At 60.7% G+C, this 26394-nt stretch carries 27 protein-coding genes; 18 read left to right on the top strand and 9 right to left on the bottom strand.

Going from position 1 to position 26394, the window contains the following annotated elements; translation table 11 throughout:
• Positions 1-149: 149 nt before the first annotated feature.
• Complete coding sequence (locus E4662_RS12625) at positions 150-1031, top strand: LysR family transcriptional regulator (protein WP_136442119.1); 882 nt, start codon at positions 150-152, stop codon at positions 1029-1031.
• Positions 1028-1903, top strand: coding sequence for a DMT family transporter (locus E4662_RS12620; RefSeq protein WP_136441933.1), 876 nt, complete (start codon positions 1028-1030; stop codon positions 1901-1903). The genes E4662_RS12625 and E4662_RS12620 overlap by 4 nt, the downstream gene beginning before the upstream one ends.
• A 17-nt stretch (positions 1904-1920) precedes the next feature.
• On the opposite strand, the gene E4662_RS12615 is transcribed toward E4662_RS12620, so the two are convergent.
• Complete coding sequence (locus tag E4662_RS12615) at positions 1921-2259, bottom strand: ArsR/SmtB family transcription factor (protein ID WP_136441932.1); 339 nt, start codon at positions 2257-2259, stop codon at positions 1921-1923.
• 252 nt (positions 2260-2511) lie between these two features.
• Here E4662_RS12615 and E4662_RS12610 point away from each other — a divergent pair, with 252 nt between their 5' ends.
• From E4662_RS12610 to E4662_RS12585, 6 genes are all read left to right on the top strand, one after another.
• On the top strand, positions 2512-2880 hold the full coding sequence (locus tag E4662_RS12610; RefSeq protein WP_136441931.1) for an AtpZ/AtpI family protein: 369 nt from the start codon (positions 2512-2514) through the stop codon (positions 2878-2880).
• Complete coding sequence (locus E4662_RS12605; RefSeq protein WP_136441930.1) at positions 2870-3625, top strand: F0F1 ATP synthase subunit A; 756 nt, start codon at positions 2870-2872, stop codon at positions 3623-3625. The genes E4662_RS12610 and E4662_RS12605 overlap by 11 nt, the downstream gene beginning before the upstream one ends.
• A gap of 73 nt (positions 3626-3698) precedes the next feature.
• On the top strand, positions 3699-3923 hold the full coding sequence (locus E4662_RS12600) for a F0F1 ATP synthase subunit C (protein ID WP_005981269.1): 225 nt from the start codon (positions 3699-3701) through the stop codon (positions 3921-3923).
• Positions 3924-4006: 83 nt separating this feature from the next.
• On the top strand, positions 4007-4570 hold the full coding sequence (locus E4662_RS12595) for a F0F1 ATP synthase subunit B' (protein WP_136441929.1): 564 nt from the start codon (positions 4007-4009) through the stop codon (positions 4568-4570).
• A 5-nt stretch (positions 4571-4575) separates the two neighbouring features.
• Complete coding sequence (locus E4662_RS12590; protein WP_136441928.1) at positions 4576-5139, top strand: F0F1 ATP synthase subunit B; 564 nt, start codon at positions 4576-4578, stop codon at positions 5137-5139.
• Between the two features lie 176 nt (positions 5140-5315).
• Complete coding sequence (locus E4662_RS12585) at positions 5316-6125, top strand: division plane positioning ATPase MipZ (RefSeq protein WP_136441927.1); 810 nt, start codon at positions 5316-5318, stop codon at positions 6123-6125.
• 54 nt (positions 6126-6179) lie between these two features.
• Here the strand turns inward: E4662_RS12585 and E4662_RS12580 are convergent, their stop codons facing one another.
• On the bottom strand, positions 6180-7391 hold the full coding sequence (locus E4662_RS12580; RefSeq protein ID WP_136441926.1) for a TsoY family (seleno)protein: 1212 nt from the start codon (positions 7389-7391) through the stop codon (positions 6180-6182).
• Positions 7392-7494: 103 nt separating this feature from the next.
• On the opposite strand from E4662_RS12580, the gene E4662_RS12575 reads away from it, so the two are divergent.
• The 3 genes from E4662_RS12575 (at position 7495) to E4662_RS12565 (ending at position 12492) form a co-directional block, all read left to right on the top strand.
• Positions 7495-7923, top strand: a complete 429-nt coding sequence (locus E4662_RS12575; protein ID WP_240705182.1) for a hypothetical protein — start codon at positions 7495-7497, stop codon at positions 7921-7923.
• 134 nt (positions 7924-8057) lie between these two features.
• Positions 8058-11513, top strand: a complete 3456-nt coding sequence (gene smc / locus E4662_RS12570; protein WP_136441925.1) for a chromosome segregation protein SMC — start codon at positions 8058-8060, stop codon at positions 11511-11513.
• 103 nt (positions 11514-11616) lie between these two features.
• Positions 11617-12492, top strand: a complete 876-nt coding sequence (locus E4662_RS12565) for a DMT family transporter (protein WP_136441924.1) — start codon at positions 11617-11619, stop codon at positions 12490-12492.
• Here the strand turns inward: E4662_RS12565 and E4662_RS12560 are convergent.
• Entirely contained in the window at positions 12462-12902 is a 441-nt protein-coding gene (locus tag E4662_RS12560) for an NUDIX domain-containing protein (RefSeq protein WP_136441923.1), read from the bottom strand. The two genes, E4662_RS12565 and E4662_RS12560, sit on opposite strands and share 31 nt — an antisense overlap.
• A gap of 54 nt (positions 12903-12956) precedes the next feature.
• On the opposite strand from E4662_RS12560, the gene E4662_RS12555 reads away from it, so the two are divergent.
• Both E4662_RS12555 and E4662_RS12550 read left to right on the top strand, forming a co-directional pair.
• Positions 12957-13712 carry an esterase/lipase family protein gene (locus E4662_RS12555; protein ID WP_136441922.1) on the top strand — a complete coding sequence of 252 codons (756 nt, stop codon included), beginning with the start codon at positions 12957-12959 and terminating at the stop codon, positions 13710-13712.
• Entirely contained in the window at positions 13702-14841 is a 1140-nt protein-coding gene (locus tag E4662_RS12550; protein WP_136441921.1) for an alpha-D-ribose 1-methylphosphonate 5-triphosphate diphosphatase, read from the top strand. Before E4662_RS12555 ends, E4662_RS12550 begins: the two co-directional genes overlap by 11 nt.
• Here the strand turns inward: E4662_RS12550 and E4662_RS12545 are convergent.
• Both E4662_RS12545 and purE read right to left on the bottom strand, forming a co-directional pair.
• The gene (locus tag E4662_RS12545; protein ID WP_136441920.1) at positions 14838-15908 is read right to left on the bottom strand and encodes a 5-(carboxyamino)imidazole ribonucleotide synthase; all 1071 of its coding nucleotides are present in this window, start codon (positions 15906-15908) and stop codon (positions 14838-14840) included. The two genes, E4662_RS12550 and E4662_RS12545, sit on opposite strands and share 4 nt — an antisense overlap.
• 76 nt (positions 15909-15984) lie before the next feature.
• Positions 15985-16479 (bottom strand): 5-(carboxyamino)imidazole ribonucleotide mutase, encoded by a 495-nt coding sequence (gene purE / locus E4662_RS12540; RefSeq protein WP_136441919.1) that lies wholly within the window; start codon positions 16477-16479, stop codon positions 15985-15987.
• 190 nt (positions 16480-16669) lie between these two features.
• Here purE and E4662_RS12535 point away from each other — a divergent pair, with 190 nt between their 5' ends.
• Positions 16670-17560 carry a hypothetical protein gene (locus E4662_RS12535; protein WP_136441918.1) on the top strand — a complete coding sequence of 297 codons (891 nt, stop codon included), beginning with the start codon at positions 16670-16672 and terminating at the stop codon, positions 17558-17560.
• A gap of 3 nt (positions 17561-17563) precedes the next feature.
• Here E4662_RS12535 and E4662_RS12530 read toward each other — a convergent pair whose 3' ends face one another.
• Positions 17564-17788, bottom strand: a complete 225-nt coding sequence (locus E4662_RS12530) for a YdcH family protein (protein ID WP_136441917.1) — start codon at positions 17786-17788, stop codon at positions 17564-17566.
• Between the two features lie 160 nt (positions 17789-17948).
• Here E4662_RS12530 and E4662_RS12525 point away from each other — a divergent pair, with 160 nt between their 5' ends.
• The 4 genes from E4662_RS12525 to E4662_RS12510 all read left to right on the top strand — a co-directional run bounded on the left by E4662_RS12525 (position 17949) and on the right by E4662_RS12510 (position 22619).
• Positions 17949-18359, top strand: a complete 411-nt coding sequence (locus E4662_RS12525) for an Hsp20 family protein (RefSeq protein WP_136441916.1) — start codon at positions 17949-17951, stop codon at positions 18357-18359.
• Between the two features lie 4 nt (positions 18360-18363).
• Positions 18364-18591 carry a DUF1150 family protein gene (locus E4662_RS12520; RefSeq protein ID WP_136441915.1) on the top strand — a complete coding sequence of 76 codons (228 nt, stop codon included), beginning with the start codon at positions 18364-18366 and terminating at the stop codon, positions 18589-18591.
• 262 nt (positions 18592-18853) lie between these two features.
• Positions 18854-21013, top strand: coding sequence for a malate synthase G (locus E4662_RS12515; RefSeq protein ID WP_136441914.1), 2160 nt, complete (start codon positions 18854-18856; stop codon positions 21011-21013).
• Positions 21014-21221: 208 nt separating this feature from the next.
• Positions 21222-22619, top strand: a complete 1398-nt coding sequence (locus E4662_RS12510; protein ID WP_136441913.1) for a TolC family outer membrane protein — start codon at positions 21222-21224, stop codon at positions 22617-22619.
• A gap of 5 nt (positions 22620-22624) precedes the next feature.
• On the opposite strand, the gene aroE is transcribed toward E4662_RS12510, so the two are convergent.
• The 3 genes from aroE to E4662_RS12495 are packed head-to-tail and all read right to left on the bottom strand — an operon-like array spanning position 22625 to position 26356.
• The gene (aroE, locus tag E4662_RS12505) at positions 22625-23440 is read right to left on the bottom strand and encodes a shikimate dehydrogenase (protein ID WP_136441912.1); all 816 of its coding nucleotides are present in this window, start codon (positions 23438-23440) and stop codon (positions 22625-22627) included.
• Positions 23441-23498: 58 nt separating this feature from the next.
• Positions 23499-23891, bottom strand: a complete 393-nt coding sequence (gene cueR, locus E4662_RS12500; protein ID WP_136441911.1) for a Cu(I)-responsive transcriptional regulator — start codon at positions 23889-23891, stop codon at positions 23499-23501.
• Positions 23888-26356: a heavy metal translocating P-type ATPase gene (locus E4662_RS12495; RefSeq protein ID WP_136441910.1), complete on the bottom strand. Its 2469-nt coding sequence runs from the start codon at positions 26354-26356 to the stop codon at positions 23888-23890. The genes cueR and E4662_RS12495 overlap by 4 nt, the downstream gene beginning before the upstream one ends.
• Between the last annotated feature and the right edge of the window lie 38 nt (positions 26357-26394).

Raw genomic sequence — 26394 nt, 5'->3', positions numbered from 1 at the left:
GACGCTCCATCCCGGAGCGTCGGCATTTTTTATTCGGACGGGCCGTGGCCGACAGTGTCCTCAGCGAGACCTTGCCTTTTGGGTCAGAAGACGACGGTAATGAAGGCGACGGTAACACCGACACGGTTTCAATTCTCGAGGCGGCCAGAATGAACAATTGGGACGAAGTGCGCACAGCCTATCATGTGGCGCAGCAGGGCACGGTCAGCGGCGCGGCCGAGGTGCTTGGCGTGCATCATGCCACCGTGATTCGGCATATCGACTCGCTAGAGCAGCGATTGGGCGTCAAACTCTTCCAGCGTCATGCCCGAGGATACACGGCAACGGAGGCCGGGCAGGACCTTTTGCGTGTTGCCAAGACCACCGACGAGCAGTTCCATCAACTCGAAGGCCGGATCAAGGGGCGTGGGAGTGATGTTTCCGGCGAACTGGTGGTGACTTCGCTTGTCACCTTCGCACCGTTGCTTGTTGGGGCTCTTACAACGTTCCGCGAAGCGTACCCTGATGTGGTGGTTCGGTATCTTACCGACGATCGCGTGTTCCGGTTGGAGTACGGCGAAGCACATGTTGCCCTCAGAGCGGGGAAGCAACCGCAGGAACCGGACAATGTGGTGCAGCCCTTCACCAGCGAAGACATCGCCCTTTACGCCAGCAAGTCTTATATCGCGCGGCATGGTATGCCGGAGGGTGAGAAAGACCTGCCGGAGCATCTCTTCGTGTGTCATGACGATATCGAAAACAAGGCGCCGTTTCATCGGTGGCTCTGGAGCACGATTCCGCATGATCGCGTTGTCTTTCGGACAAAGGACAGCCGGGTCACCGAGCGCGCTGTTCAGGAAGGGGCGGGAATCGGGTTCCTTGGAGTGCGCGAAGCGAGCCAAAACCCGGATCTCGTTCAGATTCTACCGCCTCGCGAAAACTGGTCGGCCCCGCTTTGGCTGGTCACCCACGTTGATTTGCATCGCACGGCCAAGGTCCAGGCATTTCTGACACATCTCAAGGACTATGCGGGAGAAGGCCCCGACTCATGAACGAGGCCACGCGCGGGCATCTGGCGATGCTGTGCTTTTCGGCCTTGGTTGCGGGCAGCTTTTCCCTGGGAGGTATGGCCGCGCCTCACGTCGATCCGGCAGCGCTTACAGCGGTACGCTTTGCAATTGCCGGTTTGGTGCTTTGGGCCGTGGCCTGGGCGGCAGGCGGTGTCGAAAGGTCCGTTTTCGCGGCGCCATGGCGGTACGGTCTACTGGCAGGTCTTTTCGCACTCTACTTTGTCACGATGTTCGAAGGTCTGAAGACGGCGCACCCGGTCAGCATGTCGGCCGTCTTTACGCTGAATCCGGCGCTGACCGCGGTCTTTGGCTTTCTCATTGTGCGGCAAGTCACATCGGGATGGATGGCGCTCGCCATTGCGCTCGGCGGGTGTGGGGCGCTTTGGGTCATTTTCGATGGCAGCCCGGCGGCCTTGCGCGTGTTCGAGGTTGGACGTGGAGAGACGATCTACTTCTGGGGCTGCATCGGACACGCTCTTTATTCACCTTTGCTGCGCAAGTTGAGCCGGGGCGAGCCGGCGCTGGCCTTCACGGCCATGGTGCTCAGCGCCGGCACTCTGCTTCTTGCCGTCTGGGCCTGGCCTCAGTTGGTCAGCACAGATTGGACGGCTTTGCCCGGTATTGTCTGGATCACGCTGATCTATATCGCGCTGCCCGCCACGGCGGTGACCTTCCTGATCCTGCGGTATGCCACGCTGCGCCTGCCTTCGGCCAAAGTGATGGCATATACCTACCTGACCCCAAGCTGGGTCATCCTTTGGGAGCTTGTTTTGGGGAGAGGCGTGCCGCAAGTCATCGTTTTGCCCGGGGTGGCACTGACGGCTCTGGCGCTCTTGATGCTGCTCCGGGAGTAGCGGGGCCGAGCCCCGCCCTACGGATCGTCGGTGTGGCTCGGCAGTTCCTGCTGCAGGAATCGCTCGAAGGCATCGAGGTTAACCGGTTCAAACTGGCCAAAGCCCTGCATCCAGACGGATGCGTCCTTGAGCGCGTCCGGCTCCAGCTTGCACCACTTCACCCGCCCGCGTTTTTCCTGGCTGATCAACCCGGCGTTGGTCAGCACCCCCAGGTGTTTGGAAATCGCCGCGAGTGACATCTCGAAAGGCTCCGCCACATCCGTGACGGCCATGTCATCCTCGAGCAGCATCGACAGGATGCGGCGGCGGGTGCCATCGGCGAGGGCAGCAAAGACGGTATCGAGACGAGCGCTCATAAGGGTCCTTAAGGCCGGTCAGGGGCGGGACGTCAAGTCGGCCCGGAAAAACTCAACCAAATCGTTGAATAACGGATTTTGCCAATAGAGGCCAAAACCGGGGCTGCGGCAGTTTGACGGTGTTGGCGCAAACGTACGAAAAGTCATTTAATATCATTGTATTGGGGCTGTCTTGCCTCCCCTTAACAGCATGTTGACTCACGCGCATCCAGCGCTTAGCAAACCCTCAACTCTCTGAATGGGGTGCCCGGCGTGAGCGAAGCCGATCGACAAGACAAGCTGAAGGCGTTGGAAGAGCGCATCGAAGCGGTCAAACGGTCCGAAGCCGACACAAAGGCACATCAGGAAGAGCACTACAGCCAAGCCAATCTGGCGTGGCGGATGGTGACGGAAATGGTGTCCGGTCTCGGGATCGGATTTGGCATCGGATACGGGCTCGACGTGCTTTTCGGCACAACGCCGTTCCTCATGGTGCTGTTCACATTGCTGGGCATTGCGGCGGGCATCAAGGTGATGCTCCGAAGCGCGCAAGAGATCCAGCGACAACAGATTGCCCGACAGGGCGCAGACGTAGAGCAGGCCTCGGACGAGGCCGGTAAAGGGGACAAAGATGGCATCTGAAGCGGCAGAAAAAGGCACAGGCCTGGTTTTCCATCCCATGGATCAGTTCATCACCAAGCCGCTCTTTGGCGATGGTGCTGTGGGCATGTTCACCATCACCAACCTGACCCTGTGGCTGTTCCTCGCTGTTCTCGGCATCATCGGCCTGATGGTTATCGGCACCTCGCGCCGCGCGATTGTCCCGAGCCGCGCGCAGTCGGTGGCCGAACTGGCCTATGGCTTCGTCTACAAGATGGTCGAAGACGTGACCGGCAAAGACGGTGTGAAGTACTTCCCCTATATCTTCACCCTGTTCATCTTCATCCTCTTCTCGAACTTCCTCGCGCTTCTGCCGATGTCCTACTCGCCCACCTCGATGATCGCGGTGACGGCTGTCATGGGCTTTGGCGTGTTCATCGCGGTAACGGTTCTCGGCTTCGTCAAGAACGGTGCCGGTTTCCTTGGCCTCTTCTGGGTGTCGAGCGCGCCGCTTGCGCTTCGCCCGATCCTGGCCCTGATCGAAATCATCTCTTACTTCGTACGCCCCGTGAGCCACAGCATTCGTCTCGCAGGCAACATCATGGCGGGTCACGCGGTTCTCAAGGTGTTCGCAGGCTTTGCCGCCATCACCCTTGTCTCGCCGCTGTCGATCCTCGGCGTGACTGCAATCTACGCGCTCGAAGTGCTCGTTGGCTTCATCCAGGCTTACGTGTTCACCATTTTGACCTGCGTCTACCTCAAAGACGCACTTCACCCGAGCCACTAATCCCAAATGGACCGGTGGGGATGTTCCCCGCCGCCCGCACCAACTCAACTTCCAATCGTAAGGAGATAGGACTATGGAAGGCGATCTCGCACACATCGGCGCAGGCCTGGCAGCAATCGGTTCCGGCGCAGCCGCAATCGGGGTGGGTAACGTTGCAGGCAACTTCCTTGCCGGCGCTCTGCGCAACCCGTCCGCAGCTGCTTCGCAGACTGCAACCCTCTTCATCGGCATCGCATTCGCGGAAGCACTGGGCATCTTTGCCTTCCTCGTTTCGCTGCTGCTGATGTTCGCCGTCTAATCCACGGAACACCGATCCTTACGCACGGGCGGGGCGCATGACGCGCCGCCCGTTGTAGAGACAACGTTCCGACGGAGGACAACATGGCGACCGAAACCCACGGAGCAGAGCACGCGGCTCAGGCGGTCAGCGCCTGTGTGGACTCCTATGGCTCCGCCATCGGGATGCCGCAGCTTTGCGGCGAATGGATCCCCAACCAGATCTTCTGGCTGGTCATCACGCTTGTCGTGATCTTCTTTGTTCTTTCGCGCATCGCCCTGCCGAGGATTGCCTCGGTTCTGGCGGAACGTCAGGGAACTATCACAAATGACATCGCTGCCGCCGAACAGCTGAAGCGCAAGGCCGAAGACGCCGAAGCCGCTTACGAAAAGGCGCTGGCCGATGCGAAAGCCGAAGCACAGGCCATCGCGCAGAAAACCCGCGATGACATCAAGGGCGAGCTTGACGCTGCTCTGGCAAAGGCTGACGAAGAAATTTCTGCCAAGGCAGCCGAGTCTGCGAAGGCCATCGACGAAATCCGCGCATCTGCTGTGGACGCCGTTGAAGAAGTGGCCAAGGACACTGCCGCTGCCATCGTCACCGCACTGGGTGGCAAGGCAGACGACGCAGCCATCGCGGCGGCCGTCACGGCCCGAGTGAAAGGGTAATTCTCATGCGCAAGCTGATCATCCCAACCGCACTCGCCGGGTCTCTGGCATCCCCTGCGCTGGCCGCATCCGGCCCGTTCTTCTCGCTGGGCAACACTGATTTTGTTGTGCTGCTTGGTTTCCTGCTCTTCCTTGCTGTGGTCGTGTACTTCAAAGTGCCGGGCATGTTGGGCAAGATGCTCGACAAGCGCTCCGACGACATCAAGTCAGAGCTCGACGAGGCGCGCGCGCTGCGTGAAGAGGCTCAGGCCCTTCTGGCAAGCTACGAGCGCAAGTCGCAGGAAGTCTCTGAACAGGCGGAGCGCATCATCGCCCACGCCAAGGAAGAAGCGCAGATCGCGGCCGAGCAAGCCAAGGCCGATATCGCAGACTCGATCAAGCGTCGCCTTGCCGGTGCCGAATCGCAGATCGCCTCCGCCGAGGCGAGCGCTATCAAGGAAGTGCGTGATCGCGCTGCTTCCGTGGCTGTCTCTGCAGCGCGCGAAGTTGTGGCCAAGCAGATGTCCAAAGCGGACGCTGGCAAACTGATCGACGACTCGATTGCACAGGTTGGCGCCAAGCTGCACTAAGCGTTGAACAACGCTCTATCAAAGAAGGCCCGTCGCGAAACCGACGGGCCTTTTTTGCATGTCAAAGGCTATTGAAAGTGTGCAATTGAGCATCGCACTTTTCTTGACGCGCCCCACAAGATACTGTTTGAGCGGAACTCCACCGGGGAACATGTGGGGCTATAGGGGGCGCAGTCGTGGCACATATCATTGTTGTCGGAAACGAGAAGGGCGGAGCCGGTAAATCGACGGTTTCCATGCACGTCGCGACCGCCCTGGCCCGTTTGGGCCATCGTGTTGGCGTGATGGACCTGGATCTTCGTCAAAAGACTCTTGGCCGCTACACGGAGAATCGCGCGAAGCATTTGGGTCAGCTCGGGATAGAGCTGGCCAGCCCGATGTATGCTGAACTTCCGGAAGTGGATTCGGCCAGCCTTGCTCCCGGTGAAAACGCGCATGATCACCGTCTCAGTCGCGCTGTCGCGGACTTGGAACCGAACTGCGATTTTATCCTGATCGATTGCCCGGGCTCGCACACACGTCTGAGTCAGGTTGCACATTCGCTCGCCGACACGCTGATCACGCCGCTCAACGACAGCTTTGTCGACTTTGATTTGCTTGCCCGGATCGATAATGACAGCGAGAAGATCCTCGGTCCGTCGGTCTATTCAGAGATGGTTTGGGGCGCGCGGCAATTGCGGGCGCAAGCGGGATTGAAGCCCATTGATTGGGTCGTTGTCCGCAATCGTCTTGGTGCGCAGCAGATGGTCAACAAGATGAAGATGGAGCGCGCGCTGTCCAAGCTGTCCAAGCGCATCGGGTTCCGCGTAGCGCCGGGTTTTTCGGAACGCGTGGTGTTTCGGGAGCTTTTCCCGAGAGGTCTGACACTTCTGGATCTCAAGGATGTCGGGGTCAAACAACTCAATATCTCGAACGTTGCCGCACGGCAGGAGCTTCGGGATCTGATCAAGGCGCTGAAGCTTCCGGACGTCGAAGTCCGGTTCTGACATGCAAAAGGCCGGGTCATAAAACCCGGCCTTTTTTGTTATCTGATCGGGGGCTTACTCTGCGGGCACTGCAGCCGGGGTGGACCGGGTGAAGTGCTGTTTGTTGAGACGGAGCACCAGAGCAATTGCGACAAGCTGGAAGGCGATGGCGATGGCTGTAATGGCCCAGTAAGCCGTACCGAACTTGGTGATCACCTCAGCCGCAACGAGGCCTTTGTTGATGAAGAAGTGCATCAGGACACTGAAGGCGACGAAGGGGCAGACAAGAGCATAGGAGCCGGGGGACGTCTTGGAGCCAATTACGAAATCCTTGAAATACCCTTGCGCTTTGAGAACCACCATGCCGAGGCCGAGGAAGGCGATCTGGATGGAGAGCATACGCGCCAGAAAGACCATCGTTTCGCCAGCGTTGCCATGAGCGTCAAAGGTGGTGTGCAACCCGTGGTCCTGACGCATCATGAGGATCGACAGCACCGTGACGATCGGCACTACGATCATGAGGGTCGGGCCTGCTTCGCGTGCGGTGCCGTAGTGCAGCATGGAGTTCACTGCGGTAACGGCGGCAAAGACCGTATAGAGTACAGCAATCACGGCCAACACGGTCGAGATAACGAGCGCCGTGGCGACAGTTGTCGGGTTGGTGCTCATGGCGGCGGGAGCGGCAAAGCCAACGGCAATCATCGATACGGCAAAGGCCGGGGTCAGCTGCGCAAAGGAGTTATGTGCGGTGACATCAAAGATGCCGCCTTTGGACAGCACGCGGCCAAGGAAAGACCCGATCTGGCGGAAAGCCAGAACCGCGATCAGGCCAAAGGCAACCATCGCCATCGGGAAGAGGTATTCCACAATGGTCCAGAGCTTGGGCACAAAGACGAGCCCAACGATGAACATCGCGTTTACCGACATGGCAAGCGCGAGGGGCATGGCAAGGACGGTCGATTCAGCGTTCGAGTTGCGTAGGGACTCATAAGCCGGTGTCTTCTTGAACGCGCTAAACGCGGTCAGGTTCCAGATCAGTGTCTTGATGTTGAGGAAGGCGAAAAAGGCGATGCCAATGACCGCAACGGCAATGGCACTCTGCATCGGAACGCCACCCGTGGCCCAGGCCGCCGCGATGTCTTCGAAGATCGGAACGGGCCGGCCGGGATGGGGCACCCAGAACATCAGGAACATGAAAAAGGTGACGGCAAGGCCACCGGTGCCGAGTGAAGCGAGGAAATAGATCGGCGAGTAATTGTCCGCCGGGCGGGTTTGAGTCTCAGCCATGACGGCCTCCTGAATTAACATTCTAACTTTGGAATGTAATATACATTCGAAAACAGGAATGTAAATAGAAAAGACTCCGTCCCGCCGCTCACGGCTTAATCCTTTGGTAACCAACTTCCCGGAAGCTGAAACCATGCGATATTTTTTGTGCATGGTCATTATGAGCGTTTCCGCCTGTGGCATGGGCGGACCGGGCTTCCGGGGCGTGGACCCTATCAAGACAGAGTTTGAAGGTTCGAAGTTTACGCTTCGGATTCGCGGGAACATCGTCGAGGCAACGCGAACAAACCCGGAGATGCTCCCTCGGTTTGAGGCTGTGGCTCGAAAGGCCGGGATCGCGGCGCAAATCCAAACAGGGTGCAAGGCGGCCTGGGTGGAAGGTGATCCTGCGATGATGCTGATCGGCATGTCTTGTGCAGGTGAAAAGCCTCCCAAGAAACCAAAACGCAGTCGTACGCTCTACTGTGATATCCTGTCCCTGCAAGCCAGAGATGGGGTGGTTGCAGGCTCTTTGGAGTGCGGGAAGTATTGAAACAATACGGGCGCGGTGCACCAATATATTGTGGATAACGTGCCGATAGGCGCGATATAGGCTCGCAAGGCGTTGACTCGCGCCCCTCTCTCCTTCCAAAATTCGGACCTCAGGTGGAATCGGGGCTCGTACGCGTGCGTTTCAACAAACTCAGACTGACCGGCTTCAAAAGTTTCGTCGATCCGACGGACCTGATGATCGCCGACGGTCTGACTGGCGTGGTCGGGCCAAACGGCTGTGGCAAATCGAATCTGCTTGAAGCTTTGCGCTGGGTCATGGGCGAAACGCGCGCCAAAGCCATGCGCGGCGGTGGCATGGAAGATGTGATCTTCGCCGGTGCCGCCTCTCGACCGGCGCGGAATTTCGCCGAGGTTTGCCTGACCATCGACAACTCCGAACGCCTTGCGCCTTCGGGCTTCAATGACAGCGATCAGCTTGAAATCACCCGGCGGATCACGCGCGATGTCGGGAGCGCCTACAAGGTCAACGCCAAAGACACCCGCGCCCGGGACGTGCAGATGCTTTTTGCCGATGCATCCACCGGGGCGCATTCCCCGGCGTTGGTGCGTCAGGGGCAGATCAGCGAACTGATCAATGCAAAGCCGAAGAATCGCCGCAAGGTCCTGGAAGATGCCGCCGGGATCGGCGGGCTCTATCAGCGCCGCCATGAGGCGGAACTGAAGCTCAAGAACACCGAAGCGAACCTGTTGCGCGTCGATGATGTGATCGAGCAACTGGCCGGGCAATTGGGGCAACTTGCGCGCCAGGCTCGTCAGGCTGCGCGGTACCGGGCAATTGGCGAAGACCTGCGACAGGCGGAAGGCATGTTGCTCTATCGCCGTTGGCGCGAGGCGGACGAAGCACGGCTACTCACCGAGGAAGACCTGCGCACAAGGATGACCAAAGCAGCCAGGACGGAGGCTTTGGCGCGCGACGGGGCAACGGTCCGACAAGCGCGCGAAGATGTGCTGCCGCCTCTGCGTGAGGAAGAGGCCATTGCCGGAGCAGTCCTGCAGCGCCTTCTGGTTCAGCGCGATGCCCTCGCGGATCAGGAGACGCAGGCGCGCGAGCGGATCGCGACCCTTTCGAACCGGATCGAGCAACTGACCCGTGACATGGACCGCGAAGCGGGCCTGAACCGGGACGCAGGCGACACGATCGAGCGCCTTGAGTGGGAAGCCAAGGAGTTGGCCAAGGCCGCCGATGGCTATGACGAGCGGCTGGAGGACGCCGCCGAAGGGGCGCGTGAAGCCGGGACGGTTTTGCAAGAACGCGAAGCGGACCTCAGCCAGCGTACCGAAGATGTGGCGCGCTTGGCGGCCCGGCATCAATCAGCGCAACGGTACCTGTCGGACTGCCGCAAAACGTTGGAGCGGAGCGAGACGGAGGCGAAGCGCGCGCAAGACGCCGTGGCCCAAGCCAATGCGACGTTGGAACAGAGCGCAGAGGCGGCGGAAGAAGCGCGCGAGCGTCAGGAATATGCGCACGAGATGGCGGAGCGCGCAGAAACGGTGCTCGCCGAAGCCGAGGTGAACCGGGCCGAAACTCAGTCGCGTGAAGCCGAAGCGCGGGCGGAGCGTTCCGAGGCCGAAGGCGAAACCAATGCCTTGCGGGCTGAAGTGACGGCTCTGGCACGCCTACTGGATCGGGATACGGCAGAGGGCGGCCAGATCCTAGACCGCCTTCAGGTTCAGCAAGGCTTTGAAAAGGCGCTTGGCGCGGCCTTGGCCGATGATCTGCGCGCCCCGGAAGTCGAAGAGGACGGACCCACCGGCTGGGCTGTCTTGCCAGCATACGACTCCGATCAACCTTTGCCCGCCGGGGTCACGTCTTTGGCGCAGCATGTCTCTGTTCCGGACGTCCTCAGCCGCCGTATGGCGCAGATTGGCTTGGTTTCAACGGATGAGGGCAATCGTCTGCAACCACTGCTCCAACCCGGCCAGCGATTGGTCAGCCTAGAGGGAGACCTTTGGCGATGGGACGGGTTCCGGGCATGGGCTGAAGATCAGCCTTCGGCCGCGGCGCTGCGTCTGGAGCAGTTGAACCGACTTGAAGCGCTGAAACAGGAAATGGCGGCAGCGACCGCGCGCCTTGACGGAACACAAGCGGCTCATGAGGCCTTGTCAGCACGGTTGGCCGATTTGACCCGCGCGGACCGCGAGGCGCGCGAGGCCCGGCGCGAGGCCGATCAGGCATTGACGCAGGCAACGCGCATGATGAACCGTGCGGAAGCCGATCGGGACATGGCCGAGAGTAAGCTGGAAAGCGCCTCGCTTGCGGTTCGCCGCTTCCAGGAGGAAAACGCGACAGCGCGCGCGCAGACGATCGAAGCGGAGCGCGCTGTTGCGGACTTGGACGATCTTGATGAAGCGCGCGGTCAGGTCGAAGACGTAAAGATGACGGTCGAAGCCGCGCGCATGACCATGATGGCGCGGCGCTCGGCACATGACGAGTTGCGCCGCGAGGGTGAGGCCCGCAAGGGGCGCTCGCAACAGGTGACCAAGGAGCTGTCCGGCTGGCGGCACCGTCTGGAGACAGCGGAAAAGCGCGCGCGGGAACTGGCGGAGCGCAAACAGCAGACCGAGGGCGACCTGGCCTTGGCCATGGATGTCCCGGCGGAGCTTTCCGAGACGCGCGAGGATTTGTCCTACCAGATCGACACGGCGGAGGCGCGTAAGTCAGAGGCGAGTGATGCTCTGAGCGCGGCTGAAACCGCACTGCGCGAAGCTTTGGCCAATGAACGAGAGGCGGAGCGTCTTGCAGGCGAAGCGCGCGAAGCGCGGGCGGCGGCGCAGGCCCGAATGGAAGCGGCGCAGGAAACTGTCGCTGCCGCCGCCGAGCGTATTGCCGAAGATCAGCAGACAACGCCGCAGGACTTGCTCGAGCAGTTGCAGGCCAATCCTGACGAGATGCCGGCGGCCGACACTCTGGAATCGGACGTGGCGCGGTTGAAGCGGCAGCGCGATGCGCTTGGGGCCGTCAATCTGCGGGCTGAGGAGGACGCCAAGGAGGTTCAGACCGAGCACGATGAGCTGGTTGCAGAGAAATCCGACCTTGAAGAAGCCATCAAGACGCTGCGCAACGGGATCTCCAGCCTGAATCGTGAAGGTCGTGAGCGTCTTTTGACGGCCTTTGAGCAGGTGAACAGCAACTTCGCCATGCTGTTTACACATCTGTTCGGCGGTGGTGAGGCCAATCTCGTGATGGTCGAAAGCGACGACCCACTCGAGGCCGGGCTGGAAATCATGTGCCAGCCGCCGGGCAAGAAGCTGTCGTCACTGTCACTGTTGTCGGGCGGCGAGCAGACGTTGACCGCGCTGGCGCTGATCTTTGCGGTCTTCCTCGCCAATCCGGCGCCGATCTGTGTGCTCGACGAAGTGGATGCGCCTTTGGATGACGCAAACGTTACGCGTTTCTGCGACATGCTCGACGAGATGTGCCGCCGGACGGACACGCGGTTCTTGTGCATCACGCACCATGCGGTCACCATGGCGCGTATGGACCGCCTGTTTGGCGTGACCATGCAGGAGCAGGGTGTCTCGCAATTGGTGTCTGTGGATCTCAAGGTCGCCGAAACGCTGGTGGCCTGAGGCCGGGGGCGGCGCTGGTTGGCCAAGGGCCAACCTCGCCCCGCCCACCGTCCCGTCTTGCGGCCGTCGCGTTTCTTGTCAGAGGTAAAGAGCAGAGGGTGCGGTGAAATTATTCGGACTGGTTGCCGTGGTCATGGTCGCGTTTGCGGCCAACTCGGTTTTGACCCGCGCAGGCGTGTCCGGCGGGACCGACATTGTCAGCTTCGGTGCCCTGCGCCTGTGGTCCGGTGCGTTGATGCTTGGGCTGCTCTGCCTGTGGACCCGGCGGCGCGTCGCGATCATGAGCAAGGCCCGTGTTTTCGCCGTTCCGGGCTTGCTGTTTTATATCATCGGCTTCACAGAGGCTTATGTCGGCATGGACTCCGGTCTTGGCGCCTTGCTGCTGTTCGGCACGGTGCAAGTAACCATGTTTGCCGGAGCTGCGGTTCTGCGCGAAACCATGCCCGCGCTGCGGCTTGTCGGCGGGCTGTTGGCCCTGGCGGGGCTGGTGTATCTGGTTTGGCCTTGGGCGGATATCGCCGACAACCTGCGCAATGTCGCCATGATGGTCCTCGCGGGGATCGGCTGGGGACTGTATTCCCTCGCAGGCCGTGGGAGCCGCGATGCGCTGGCGGATACGGCGGTGAACTTCGTCCTCGCGGGGTTGCTGTTTCCGGGGTTTGTCTGGCTGGTGTCTGGTGGTGCGCCCCTCGGCGGGTTGCAGGCCGATCCGATGGGGGTCGTTCTGGCGCTGGTTTCCGGCGCCGTGACCTCCGGTTTGGGATATGCGCTTTGGTACAGCGTCTTGCCGAAGTTGCCCGCAGCTCTGGCAGCGGTTGCCCAGCTGACGGTGCCGCCGATTGCGATGGCGGGAGGCATGCTTTTCCTCGAGGAGGCCCTGACCGGCAAGTTCCTGTTGGCTTCGGTTGTGATCCTGGGCGGGATTGCTCTTTCGGTCCTTGGTCCTGCCTATTTGACCAAAGCCTCCAAAGGATCATAGCGCACCTCCTCGGACCAAGGGATCGTTCGCAGGCTGTCCGGCTTCAAATGCAGTTGCGCCACCTCGGCCTGAGTGAACCACCGCCGCTTGTGCACGATGCCTTCCGGATCCTGCCAGTCGTCGGTCACGGCCCCGGAAGTGATCGTGCAGCGGAAGAAAACCTCGACCTGATGAAACGAGCTGCGCGGATCGTGAAACTCGTTGATGAGGCACGGCGTTCCGACCGTTACGGTCAGGCCGGTTTCCTCGAACACCTCGCGCGCGAGGTTCTCCGGCAGGCTGCTGCCCCGCTCAACACCGCCTCCGGGCGCGCACCAAAGGTCACTCTGGTTGCCGGGCCATGCATTGACCAGAAGCAGCTTGCTCTCCAACAGGATGACGGCGCGGCAGGCGAGGCGGGGGCTGGGCATGGTGGCGTCCTTTCCCCTCTTTCTTAGGCGGGGCGCACAGGCTATGCCAGCGCCATGCGTGTTCTGGCTTTCCTTGCTCTGGTCTTTTTGGCTCCGATGGCGTCGGCTTCGGGTTGTGTAGTGCTGCTGCACGGGCTGGCCCGGACCGAGTATTCGCTGATTGTGATGGAGCGCGTTCTTGCGGCGCGCGGGTTTCACACGATCCTGCCAAGCTACCCCTCTACCGAAGGGCGCGTTCAGCTGTTGGCGGATGAGACGCTGCCCCAGGCGGTGAGCGCGTGCGGGGATCGGGACGTACATTTTGTCACGCACTCCATGGGTGGCATCTTGCTACGGGCGTGGCTCCCGGACAACCGGCCTGACCGGCTCGGGCGCGTTGTCATGCTTGCGCCACCCAATCAGGGCAGCGAACTGGTGGATGAACTGGGCGGTCTGGACCTGTTCCAATGGATCAATGGCCCGGCGGGGATGCAGTTGGGCACAGGTGCTGCGGATCTTCCAAGGCTGCTTCCGCCTGTGGATTTCGAACTTGGGGTCATTGCCGGATCGCAATCGCTGAATCCCGTGTTCTCTGCGCTCATCCCGGGACTGGATGATGGCAAGGTTTCCGTGGAATCGACAAAGGTGACGGGAATGGCAGCGCATATCACGATGCCAGTGACCCACACCTATATGATGCAATCGCCCGGTGTCATGGCGCAGGTCGCTCTGTTTCTCGAAGAAGGGCGGTTCGACCCGGAGCTCGACTGGACGGACCTGCTGGATGCGGAACAATTGCAATGCCTCGTCGGAGATTGCGATGACACTTGAGTTGCGACTGGAAGGGGCCCGGGTTCTGTGGCCCTGCGGATTTGAAGACGGCCCGTTATCGGTGGCCGAGGGGCGTGTTCAGATAGACGGCGGCCGGTCTGTCGACCTAACCGGTTTCGATATACTGCCGGGGATCGTGGACGCGCATGGTGACGGGTTCGAGCGCCACATGGCTCCACGCCGGGGCGCATTGCGCGAACGGGATGCAGGCATGTTGGCCGTGGCGGCTGAACTGGCGTCTTGCGGCATCACCACGGCATTTCTGGCGCAGTTCTGGAGTTGGGAAGGCGGGCTTCGAGGGCCCGAATTTGCGCGGGAAGTCTTTGAAAGTGTGGCTCTCGTCTCTCCCACGCTGCCGGTGGATTTGCGGTTGCAATTGAGGCTGGAGACCCACCTGATTGAGAGTTTCCCGGAAGTTGAGGCGACGCTGGAGCAATTCGGCATTGGCTATGTCGTCTTTAACGACCATCTGCCGCACGATCGTCTGGCGCAAGGCCGCAAACCTCCGCGGCTCACCGGGCAGGCGCTGAAGTCCCGGCGGAATCCGGAGGCTTACTTTCAGTTCCTTCTCGATCTTCATGCCAAGGGTCCGGATGTGCCGGGGGCTCTCGATGATCTCTGTGCGCGCCTTGCACAGCGCGGCGTGCTGATGGGCAGTCACGATGACCAAACCGCCGAAGGGCGGGCCGCGTGGCGTGCGCGCGGCGTGAGAGTTTCCGAGTTTCCCGAGACACTGGAAGCGGCACAGGCGGCCAAGGACGCGGGTGAAGCGGTTGTGCTTGGAGCACCCAACGTGGTGCGGGGGGCCTCCCATGCCGGGAACATTTCGGCCCAGTCCGTCATCGCCGAAGGTCTGTGTGATGCGCTGGCCTCGGACTACCACTACCCGTCACCGGCCCGCGCTGCGTGGCGTTGCGTCGAGCTTGGCCTGCTTGACGAGGCAGCGGCCTGGGAATTGGTGTCTTCCGGCCCGGCGCGGATCCTGGGTTTGCAGGACAGGGGAAGCCTGGAACCCGGCAAACGGGCCGACCTCGTGATCATGGACCGCGAAAGCCGCCGTATTGCGGCAACGATCGCGGGTGGTCAGGTGGCCTTTATGTCCGGCGCGGTGGCAGAGCGGTTTTTCTAGGCGCTCACGATCCGGTTGACGTGCCCCATCTTGCGGCCGGGTTTGGTCTCGGTTTTGCCGTAAAGGTGCAAGGCGCAGCTGCCGTCCTTGGCCAGATCGGGCACGCGGTCCATATCGTCGCCGATCAGGTTCTCCATCACGACATCGCTGTGCCGCGATCCGTCACCCAGAGGCCAACCTGCCACCGCGCGGATGTGTTGTTCAAACTGACAGATCGCGCAGCCGTTTTGTGTCCAGTGGCCTGAGTTGTGTACGCGCGGGGCGATTTCGTTGACGATAAGCTGACCGGGGGTGACAAACAGTTCGACCCCCATGACGCCAACATAATCCAGCGCATTGAGAATGCGCCCAGCCAGCAAAACGGCGTCCGTCTGCAAGCGCGCGGGCAGTTTGGCGGGAACCGTTGTGGTGCTCAGAATGCCGTCCTTGTGGACATTTTCGCCGGGATCGTAGGCCGAAACCTGTCCGTCCTGACTGCGCGCGGCAATCACAGAGACTTCCAAAGAGAAATCGACAAACCCTTCGAGAATGGCTGGCGCGCCGGCCATGTCCGCCAAAGCTTGCTCCGCATCATTGGCAGACTTGAGGCGGGATTGCCCTTTGCCATCATAGCCAAAGCGGCGTGTTTTCAGGATCGACGGGGTGCCGATGGTCTCAATCGCCTCCGCCAGTGAAGCCGCATCGGTGATGTCTGCGAAAGGGGCCGTTGCAAGACCGAGGTCCGCAAGGAAGGTCTTTTCGGTCAGACGATCCTGACTGACCCGCAGCGCCTCACGGTTCGGATGGATCGGGTTAATCGCTTCGAGAATGTCGAGCGCCGAGGTCGGGATGTTCTCGAACTCATAGGTGATGACATCAACGCTTGCAGCAAAGGCCTTGAGCGCCGCTGCGTCCTCATACGGCGCCGTTGTCACCGCATGCGCGACGTCTCCGGCAGGCGGGTTTGCGCCCGGCTCAAAGATATGCGTCTTGAACCCGAGGCGGCTCGCCGCAACCGAGAGCATCCGCCCAAGCTGGCCTCCGCCAAGGATACCGATGGTTGATCCGGTGGGCAGAGGCGTGGTCATGGCAAAGCTCCTGTAAGCGGGAATCGCGGGATTGGCCCCTTCTGGAACGGAATGCCGCTTGGCTCAAGGGGCCTTGTCAGACAGCGCTGCGATCGGGCTCGTCCGCGATGGAGGCAGAAAGGTCCGCGCGCCACTGATCCAACCGTGCCGCCAGCGCTTCATCCTGCAAGGCAAGAATGCCCGCGGCCATCAGCCCGCCGTTCTTGGCCCCCGCCGCGCCAATCGCCATGGTCGCCACCGGAAAGCCGCGCGGCATCTGGAGAATGGAATAAAGGCTGTCTACACCAGAGAGCGCCTTGGTCTGCACCGGAATGCCGATCACCGGCACGCGGGTCTTGGAGGCCATCATGCCGGGCAAGTGCGCGGCACCTCCTGCGCCCGCGATGATCACTTGCAAACCACGCTCCACGGCGGTCTTGCCATAGGTCCAAAGCCGGTCGGGTGTGCGGTGGGCGGAGACAATCTTTGTCTCATAAGGAACGCCAAGCTCATCGAGCACATCCGCCGCTTCCTTCATGGTCGGCCAATCCGACTGGCTGCCCATGATAATTCCGACCTTGATCTCTGCCATGCATCCCTCCAGCATTGAGAAGCGCGGACTATATGAGGGGCCGCCGCCGGGAACAAGCGTGGGTATCGGTATGAAACGTCTGGTGCAGCAGTTTTGCATAGGTGTGGTTTTTGCGGGGTTTTCTGGCGTGGCGCAGGCGCAGGAATGCCCGGGGGAAGAGGCCCCGGTCTACCCGATGGAGCAAGTTCTCATGGCGGATGGTCATGTGGTTGGTTCGGCTTTGTTTCCGATCACTTATGGGCAGCCGCTTTCTCCCTTTAATTCGGGGGCATGGGCGCAACTGCAAGCGATACCAACACAATCCGAACGAGACGTGCTTTTGCTGGGCTATGTCAGTTCGGTGATGATCGAGGGTGTTGGCCTCGAAACCTGGGTGACGCTTTGGCCTGACGTCCTTTGGGAAGCAGTCCTGGACGCCTTGGAGCGCAATGGATTGGCATCACAAAAGGCCATCCTTGAAAGGATCGCCGCTGGAATGCCGGGTTGGGAGGATGGACCGGAATCGCGGACGATGCAGCTTCTGGCGCTTTTCCAATCAGACACCGAAGAAACTAGGCTTTTGAGTGATTGGGTTTTGGCGCAGTTGACTGCGTTTCAGGCTGCAGAGCCATCTATCGCACAGGCCGTGCAGATGATTTTGGCAGCGGATGCGGACTTTGCGGCCCGCTTTGACGAAAGACGCCGCTTGGTGCCGGAAACGGAGAAACTCTCTTGGCTCGAGTATTCCATCATGGCCTGCCTTAATGAACAGCCTTGGCAGGCCGGCACGCCCTTTCCATTTGATGCCTTGGTGGAGACGCGCCGGGATGTGCTGATGTTGACGATGATCAACACCTACCTCAACCTCGGAATGCTGGGCTTTTACTACAAGCCCGTGGACCCTTCTTTTTCAACGGTGCTGCCTTTTGCGGCAGAGGCGCTGGAGCGGGCCGGGCTTGCGGAAGATGCAGCTATCCTGCGCGATGCATTGGCCGAACCCGATCCGTCCGCAGGTGTCTTGAAGCTTCAAGCACTGAATGGCGCACGTATTCAGCGGCGCACTGTTGACCTTGCGAAGGAAGCCAACCTCTGGCCTCAATAAATCTCAGGCAATGATATCCGGCGTCAGGCGATCTTCGATGATCGCGATCTTGTCCTTGAGGCGCAGTTTTTTCTTCTTCAGCCGTTGCAGGGTGATCTGATCGGCGGTTCCTGTGTCCTGAAGCGCGCGGATGGATTCGTCGAGATCGCGGTGCTCGCGCTTGAACACCTCAAGCTCCACGCGGAGCACATCGTCCGTCTTCATGGAGATATCGGAAGGTGCGTTCATGTCAGACCTCGGGTACAGCGATCACAGGCTTGTAATATAACGGTTCTTAACGAATCCGCAAAGCCCTTGCGTAAAGCGGGCAGTCTTCCCATATTTCCATTAGACGGGTCGCCGAAACGGGGCCTGAACTTTGACTGTCGCTTAACTCAAGGACGGGTCGATGACCAAAATGACACTGGGATCTTATCCCCATATGCTCGGTTTCGAGCAATTGGAGCGCCTGCTGGAACGCACGGCCAAAAGCTCCGAGGGCTACCCGCCTTTCAACATCGAACAAACCGCGCAGGATTCGTATCGTATCACGCTGGCCGTTGCCGGTTTTGCGGAATCGGACTTGTCGATCACTGTGGAGGACCGGCAGTTGGTTATTCGCGGGCGCCAACGCGACGACGGCTCAGAGCGCGTATTCCTGCATCGCGGCATCGCATCCAGACAGTTCCAGCGCAGCTTTGTGCTCGCCGACGGTGTCGAAGTGGGCGAGGCGGTGATGGAAAACGGTCTTTTGCACGTGGATCTCACGATCCAGCGCCCGGAGACCGTGGTTCAGACAATTCAGATCAAGAAGGGGTAAGCCTATGTTTACGAAACAGGATCTCTCTCAGTTCAACTCTGATCGCGTGGTTTATGTCCGTCCCGTGAAAACGGACGAATTGCCCCATGATGTGCAGGTCGAGCTTGCCGGGCTTGATGAGGTTTATGCGGTTCACAACGCGGAAGGCGAGCGGCTTGCCGTGGTGAAGGACCGCGATCTGGCCTTTGTGATTGCACGCCAGAACGATCTGGCCCCGGTCGCGGTGCACTGACCGACGAAAGCGATTATCGCAAGAGTTTGTGAAGGCGGGGGTGATCCCCGCCTTTTTCATGCGGTTTTCACGGGCGGGGCTTAAAACGCTCGGATTATCTTGAAAATTTTGAAAGACCATTTGAGCGCTGCAAACGCCGCGCACGCATTCTTTTCTGCCCTTGGACTGGGCGCTCTGCTATCACCGAGCTAAGTACCCATTGTGCACATCGGCATACCGGTTTCGCGAACACCGATCATGCTGCGGAAAAGGGAGAAAGCCTGTGACGAACCCATCAAACGATACCGAACGTCTGGAGCGCGACGGCCTTCAGGTTGCCGCGGAGCTTGCGGCTTTCATCGAACAGGATGTGCTTCCCGGAACCCAAGTGAGCGCAGAGGCATTTTGGGCGGGCCTGTCTGCCCTGGCGCATGATCTTGGTCCGAAAAACCGCGCTTTGCTTGAGAAACGCGAAGCGATCCAAGGCCAAATCGATGCCTGGCATGTTGAGAACCGCGGGGCCGCGCACGACCGTGATGCCTATAAGGCATTCCTCGAAGAGATCGGCTATATCGTTCCGGAAAAGGGCGATTTCTCTGTAGAGACATCAAATATTGATCCGGAAATCGCGGACGTGCCGGGCCCGCAGCTGGTTGTGCCTGTGACCAACGCCCGTTTTGTGCTGAACGCTGCAAATGCGCGCTGGGGCAGCTTTTACGACGGTCTGTATGGCACCGATGCGATGGGGCCGGTGCCTTCGGGTGGTTTTGACGATGGGCGCGGGGCGCGGGTTGTTGCGCGGGCGGCTGTGTTCCTTGATGAGACGTTCCCGCTTTCCGGCACAAGCCATGTGAAGGCTACGGCTTACTTGGTCGAAGACGGGACGCTGAAGGTGGACGGCTCGACTCTGAAGACACCGGAGACTTTTGTCGGCTACACCGGCGCGGCGGACGCGCCGACATCCGTTTTGCTCCGCAACAATGGCCTGCACGTGGAACTGGTCTTCGACCGCTCGCATCCCATCGGCAAAACCACACCGTCCGGCCTTGCCGATGTTCGGCTTGAATCGGCCATGTCGGCGATTGTCGATTGCGAGGATTCGGTCGCCTGCGTCGATGCAGAGGAGAAGACGCAAGCCTATCGCAACTGGCTTGGCCTGATGAAGGGCGATCTGGAAGAGACCTTCGAGAAGGGCGGCAAGCCCATGACCCGGCGGCTGAACGAGGATCGCAGCTTCACGGCACCTGACGGCGCGGACATGAGCCTAAAGGGGCGTGCGCTCTTGCTGGTCCGCAACGTGGGACACCTGATGACCAACCCTGCGATCCTGACCCGCGATGGCGCGGAGATCTTCGAAGGGTTGATGGACGCGATGATCACGGTGCTCATCGCCAAACATGATCTGCTGAAGGCTGACGGAATGCGCAACTCCGTGGCCGGGTCGGTTTATGTGGTGAAACCAAAAATGCACGGGCCGGAAGAAGTGGCTTTTGCCGATACGATCTTCTCTCATGTTGAAGCGGCGCTGGGCCTGCCGCAATACACTGTGAAGCTTGGCATCATGGACGAGGAGAGACGCACCTCCGTGAACCTCAAGGAATGCATCCGCGCCGCTAAGCATCGGGTGTGTTTCATCAATACGGGTTTCCTTGACCGTACGGGCGACGAAATTCACACTTCAATGGAAGCGGGGCCGTTCAGCCGCAAGGATTTCATCAAGCGCAAGGGGTGGATCACCGCCTACGAGAACCAGAATGTCGACATTGGCCTTGAATGCGGCCTACTGGGCAAGGCGCAGATTGGTAAAGGCATGTGGGCACAGCCGGACAGCATGGCGGCGATGCTGGAACAGAAGATCGAACATCCCCGCGCCGGTGCAACCTGTGCCTGGGTGCCGTCCCCCACGGCGGCAACTTTGCACGCCACGCATTATCACAAGGTGGACGTCAAAGCCGTGCAGGCAAAACTGGCTGCAGGCGGGCGGCGGGCTTACGTGGATGCGCTGCTCGACATTCCCTTGGCGGCATACCGCAAGTGGACCAAGGCGCAGATCCGCCGAGAGGTTGAGAACAACGCGCAGGGTATCCTTGGTTATGTGGTGCGGTGGATTGATCAGGGTGTCGGCTGCTCCAAAGTGCCGGACATCAACGATGTTGGCCTGATGGAAGACCGCGCGACCTGCCGGATCAGTGCCCAACACATCGCCAACTGGCTGCACCATGACGTGGTGAACCGGCAGGAGGTCAGCGAGATCATGCAGCAGATGGCAGAGGTCGTGGACAGGCAGAACGCCGGTGATCCGGCTTACCAGCCCATGGCACCTGCCTTCGATGGGATCGCGTACAAGGCGGCTTGTGATCTCGTGTTCGAAGGGCGTGTGCAGCCGTCCGGCTACACGGAGCCGGTTTTGCACCGGCGGAGGCTGGAGTTGAAGGCGCAGTAAGGCGTGCCGGATTTGCCACCCTGCGTTCAACTTGGCGTGCTAAACTCTCGATTGTCTTGACCAGACGCACGTGAGCGCAGAGAAAAGCGTTGAAGACGACTGAACCGCTTGGTTTAGTAAGCGAGTCGCCGCGGACAACGCCCGCGGCGCAGCCAAAGAATGCAATCTTGGGTGTGGAGTGGCACGGATGCCGGGCAAGACAGAGCAAATGACTTTTCGTCGGACCGTAAGGGGTTTCGTGGCCGCGGCCATGGTCACCGCCATGACAAGTGGTGCAGCGATGGCGGAGAACCTCGCCTCTGCTCTGACATCCGCCTACAATCACAGCGGGCTCCTCGATCAGAACCGGGCGGTGCTGCGCGCGGCGGACGAAGATGTGGCCATTGCGATGGCATCTTTGCGCCCGACCTTGAGCTGGGCGGCAGAGGTCAAACGGACCTTCGGCTATTCCAAGACCCTGCAAGCGCAGGGCCGTGTAAACTCGACCGAAACAACCTTGGCCCTGATCGGGAGCTATACGCTGTACGATTTTGGCCGCAACAAGCTGGCACTGGAAGGGGCGAAAGAAACCGTACTGGCCACCCGCGAGGCGCTCATCTCGGTTGAACAGCAGATCTTGCTCGGTGCGGTTTCGGCCTATCTCAATGTGCGCCGCAATCAGGCCATCGTGAACCTGCGCCACAACAACGTGCGCGTTATTACCACGGAACTGCGCGCTGCACGGGATCGTTTCGAGGTGGGCGAGGTTACCCGCACGGACGTTGCCTTGGCCGAGGCGAGCCTCGCGTCCGCGCGCAGCGCTCTTGCCGGGGCGCAGGGCGATCTTGAAATCGCGAAGGCCACCTACACGTCCGTGATCGGCCACCCGCCGCGAAAACTTTCCGCGCCAGGTTCCCTTCCACGTCTGCCAGGGCAGAAGGAAGGGCAGGCGACAGCACTGCGCATCCATCCGGATCTTCGCCAGGTACAGCACCAGATCCTCGCGCTTGAGTATGCGATCAAAGAGGCAGAAGCCGACATGAAGCCGACGATCAGCCTGTCCGGTCGGCTCGGCGCCACGGATTCGCTGAACAACGGCACGTATTCGCGCACCGGAACCATCACCTTGGGCGCTGAAGGGCCGATCTATCAGGGCGGACGGCTGAGCGCGGTTGTGCGCAAGGTCAAGGCGCAGCGCGATCAGGCCAAGGGCAATCTGCATGCCACCCGCCATGGGATTACGCAGGACGTCTCCACCGCCTACGCAACACTGGCTGTTGCAGCGGCGAGTATTGAAGCAAGCGAGCGGCAAGTGCGTGCAGCGCAAATCGCCTTCAACGGCGTGCGCGAAGAAGCGTCCCTTGGCGCGCGGACAACGGTTGATGTGCTCGATGCAGAGCAGGATCTGCTGGACGCCCGCGCCACGCTGATTTCCGCCACCATTGACCGTCATATCGCGGCCTATCAGGTGCTCGCGACGCTTGGTCTTTTGACCGCAAAGAACCTGCATCTTGATGTGGTTCATTACGATCCGGTTGAATACTACAACCTCGTCAAAACCGCCCCCACGGCGAAAAGCCGTCAGGGTCGGCAGTTGGATCGGGTTCTGGAGCGTCTGAGCCGCTAAGCGCGTTACTCAAGCGGAACGGTCATATCCCGGATAATGTCCCGCGTGCCGGGCTTGATGCCGCGCCACCAGGCAAAGGATTCCGCCGCCTGTTCAACCAGCATGCCTACGCCGTCCGCCAAATGCGGTACTGCGGCCGCCTTTGCCGCTTGCAAGAAAGGCGTCAGCCCTTTGCCATAGGTCAGATCGTAGGAAAGCGCGCAGCCGTCAAACACACCGTCCGGCAAGGCAGGGCAGGCCCCTGTCAGGCTGGATGAGGTGCCATTGAGAATGATGTCGAACCCATCGCTCTTGTCGGGATCACAGAGCGAAACCGTGCCGAAATCCGCCATCATGGTGATCAGCGTTTCGGCCTTTTCAGGGCTGCGGTTGAGCAGCGCCAGCGTGGCGGGCTCGGCTTTGAGGAACGGCAACAGCGCGCCGCGCACCGCGCCGCCTGCGCCCAGAAAGAGAACGCGTTTGCCTTTGAGCGGTACGCCAAGGTTAACTTCAATATCGCGCACGAGACCCACGCCGTCGGTATTATGCGCGTTGATCCCGTTTTCGGTGAAGCGCAGCGTGTTTGCAGATCCGGCGAGCCGGGCATCGTCGGTCATTTCTGTCGCCAGTCCAAAGGCATCAAGCTTGAACGGGGCCGTCACGTTGCAGCCCTTGCCGCCCGCGTCCCGAAACGCCTGCAACGCCGCCGCGAAGCCGTCCACCGGGGCGAGGATCTTCTCATACGTCAGGTCCTGCCCGCATTCTTGGGCAAACCGGGCGTGGATCATCGGCGATTTCGACTGGGCGACGGGGTTGCCGAAAACGGCGTAGCGATCTGTCATGAACGGGCCTCCTTGCCGGGGTTGTTTGCGCGTTCCGGCGAGGCGCGTCAATGCGCTGTCATTCTGCCCCGGTGGCAAGGTCCGACAGGATGGGGCAATCGGGGCGGTCATCGCCGTGACAGGCATGAACCAGATGGCTCAGAGTATCGCGCATGGACTGAAGCTGGCGAAGCTTTGCGTCGATCTGCTCAAGGTGCTCTTCGGCGAGTTTCTTTACATCGGCGCTGGCCCGGCTTTCGTCCTCATAAAGCGCAAGAAGCGTCCGGCAGTCCTCGATTGAAAACCCCAGCGCGCGGGCGCGGGCGAGGAAAGTGAGCTTGTGCAGATCGCTGTCCGAGAAGGTTCGGTATCCGCTCTCCGTCCGAGCCGGGCGAATGAGACCGATGTCTTCGTAGTACCGGATTGTTTTGGCGGGCAGGCCGGATTTGGCGGCGACATCTCCGATATTCATGCGGTTGCTTCCCTTGTTTCCGGTCTCATCCGGGCTGGGTCCTTCGATCTCATGTAGCGCAGCCGCAGCGCGTTGGAGACGACAAAAACCGAACTCAGTGACATGGCCCCGGCGGCCAGCATCGGCGACAGAAGCCAGCCGGTGAATGGATAGAAAACACCGGCAGCGACAGGGATCAGCAGGACATTGTAGCCAAAGGCCCAGAACAGGTTCTGCCGAATGTTGCGCATCACGGAATGGCTGATGTCCACCGCGCTGACTGCCCCGATCAGCGCGCCGGACGACAGGACAACATCGGCGCTTTCAATGGCGACATCGGTGCCCGTGCCGATGGCAAGGCCAACGTCGGCTTCGGCCAAAGCGGGCGCGTCGTTTATTCCGTCGCCACAGAACGCGATTGGACCATATTGATCCCGAAGAGCGCGTACGGCGTCACGCTTGCCTTCGGGCAAAACCTCGGCCTCGACATGGTCAATACCGAGATCACGGGCAATGGTCTTGGCCGTTGCCTCTGTGTCGCCGGTGATCAGGGCCAAGTGCAGGCCTTTGTTCCGCAGCGCCTGCATGGCCGGAACGGCACCCGGTTTGATGCGGTCGGCCACGGCGAAGGCTGCGGCGATCTTTCCGTCGATGGCAGTCAGGACAGGGGTTTGCCCCTTGGCTTCCATGGACAGGAGGGCGTCGGTGAGGGGTGTCAGGTCGATTCCGTCCCGTTCCATCAAGCGCGGCGCTCCGATCAGGAGAGACTGGCCGGCAATCTCGGCCTTCAACCCATAACCGGGAATGGCCTCTGTACTTTCAGGCTTGGGCAAATCCGCCCCGGCCGCACGCTCCAACGCCCGCGCGATCGGATGCTCCGAGCCGGACTCGGCCCCAGCGGTCAGGCGCAGCACGTCGGCAACATCGAAACCCGGCGCTGCTGTTTGAGAAACCAGATCGGGGCGCCCTTCGGTCAACGTGCCGGTCTTGTCGAAAGCGATGACTTTGACTTCGTCGAGGCGTTGCAACGCGTCGCCTTTGCGAAACAGAACCCCAAGTTCAGCGGCCCGCCCGGTGCCGACCATGATGGATGTCGGCGTGGCGAGACCCATGGCGCAGGGGCAGGCGATGATCAGCACCGACACCCCGGCCACAAGAGCAAAGGTGAGAGATGGGCCAAAGACAAGCCATGCGAGAATGGTCAGCACAGACAGCGCAATCACCGCCGGGACAAACCAAGCGACAACCTTGTCCGCCAGAGCCTGAACGGGCAGGCGCGCGCCCTGCGCGTCCTGTACCATGGCGACAATCCGCGCCAGCATGGTGTCGCTGCCCACGGCTGTGGCCTGATAGGTCAGCGCGCCCTGTCCGTTGACCGTGCCCGCCACAAGCGGCGCATCGGGCAGCTTTTCGGACGGCACCGGTTCACCGGTGATCATGGCCTCATCCACGAAAGAGCGACCGGTCAGAACCATTCCATCGACGGCAACGCGTTCGCCGGGGCGCAAATGCACGATGTCGCCGGTTTCGATGTCTTCGACAGGGGTGTCCTTGATCTCACCTTCCCGTTCGACTCGCGCGGTATCAGGCCGCAGGCCGATGAGTCGTTTGATCGCGGCCCCGGTGCGGCCTTTGGCGCGCGCTTCGAGAAAACGACCAAAGAGGATCAGGGTAACAATGACAGCCGCCGCTTCGAAATACACGGCACGAGACGCTTCCGGCAGAAGTGAAGGCGCGAAGGTGGCAAGCGTCGAATACCCCCAGGCCGCCAGCGTGCCGAGCGCTACAAGGCTGTTCATGTCCGGCGCGCCCTTGGCAAGGAGCGGCAGACCAATGCGGAAGAAGCGACGTCCGGGGCCGATCAAAACGGCCGTTGTCAGGACAAACTGAACAATCCACCACGTCGCCTGACCGATGGCACCGTGAATCCAATGGTGCAGAGCCGGGATCAGATGTGATCCCATTTCCCCGACAAAGACAGGCAGTGTCAGGACCGCAGCAAGGATCAGATCGCGTTTGAGCGCTCCCGTTTCCGCTTCCCGCCGCGCTTCGGCGTCGTCTTTCGTCGTATCGGTAGCAAGCCGCGCCGGATACCCAGCTTGCGTGACGATTCTAGCGAGGGTTTGACCGTCCAGCGACCCGGCAAGCGTTCTGACTTCGGCGGTCTCCGATGCCAGGTTGACCCGCGCGTCCAGAACACCGGGCTGTTCCAGCAACGCGCGCTCCACCCGGCCTGCGCAGGACGCGCAACTCATGCCTTCGATCGACAGGCGCAGCTTGCCGATGGCCGCAGGGTAGCCAGCGGTTTTCAACGCGTTTTCCAGCGTGTTCGCTTGGGCTGACCCTTCGACATGCGCCATGCGTGTGGCGAGGTTGACGGAGACGTCGGCAACATCCGGCACGGCGGCGAGCGCTTTTGTCGCTCGGCCCGCACAGCCTGCACAGTTCAGGCCGGTGACTTCGAAGGTGAGGGTGGATTCGGCCATGACGGCCTCCGGAGTAACTGAATTTTCTGCCTACATAA

The sequence above is a fragment of the Pacificoceanicola onchidii genome (assembly GCF_004804335.1).
GTDB lineage: Bacteria > Pseudomonadota > Alphaproteobacteria > Rhodobacterales > Rhodobacteraceae > Pacificoceanicola > Pacificoceanicola onchidii.
The sequence above is the reverse complement of the archived record's forward strand: the minus strand, read 5'-3'. Positions and strand labels throughout refer to the sequence as shown.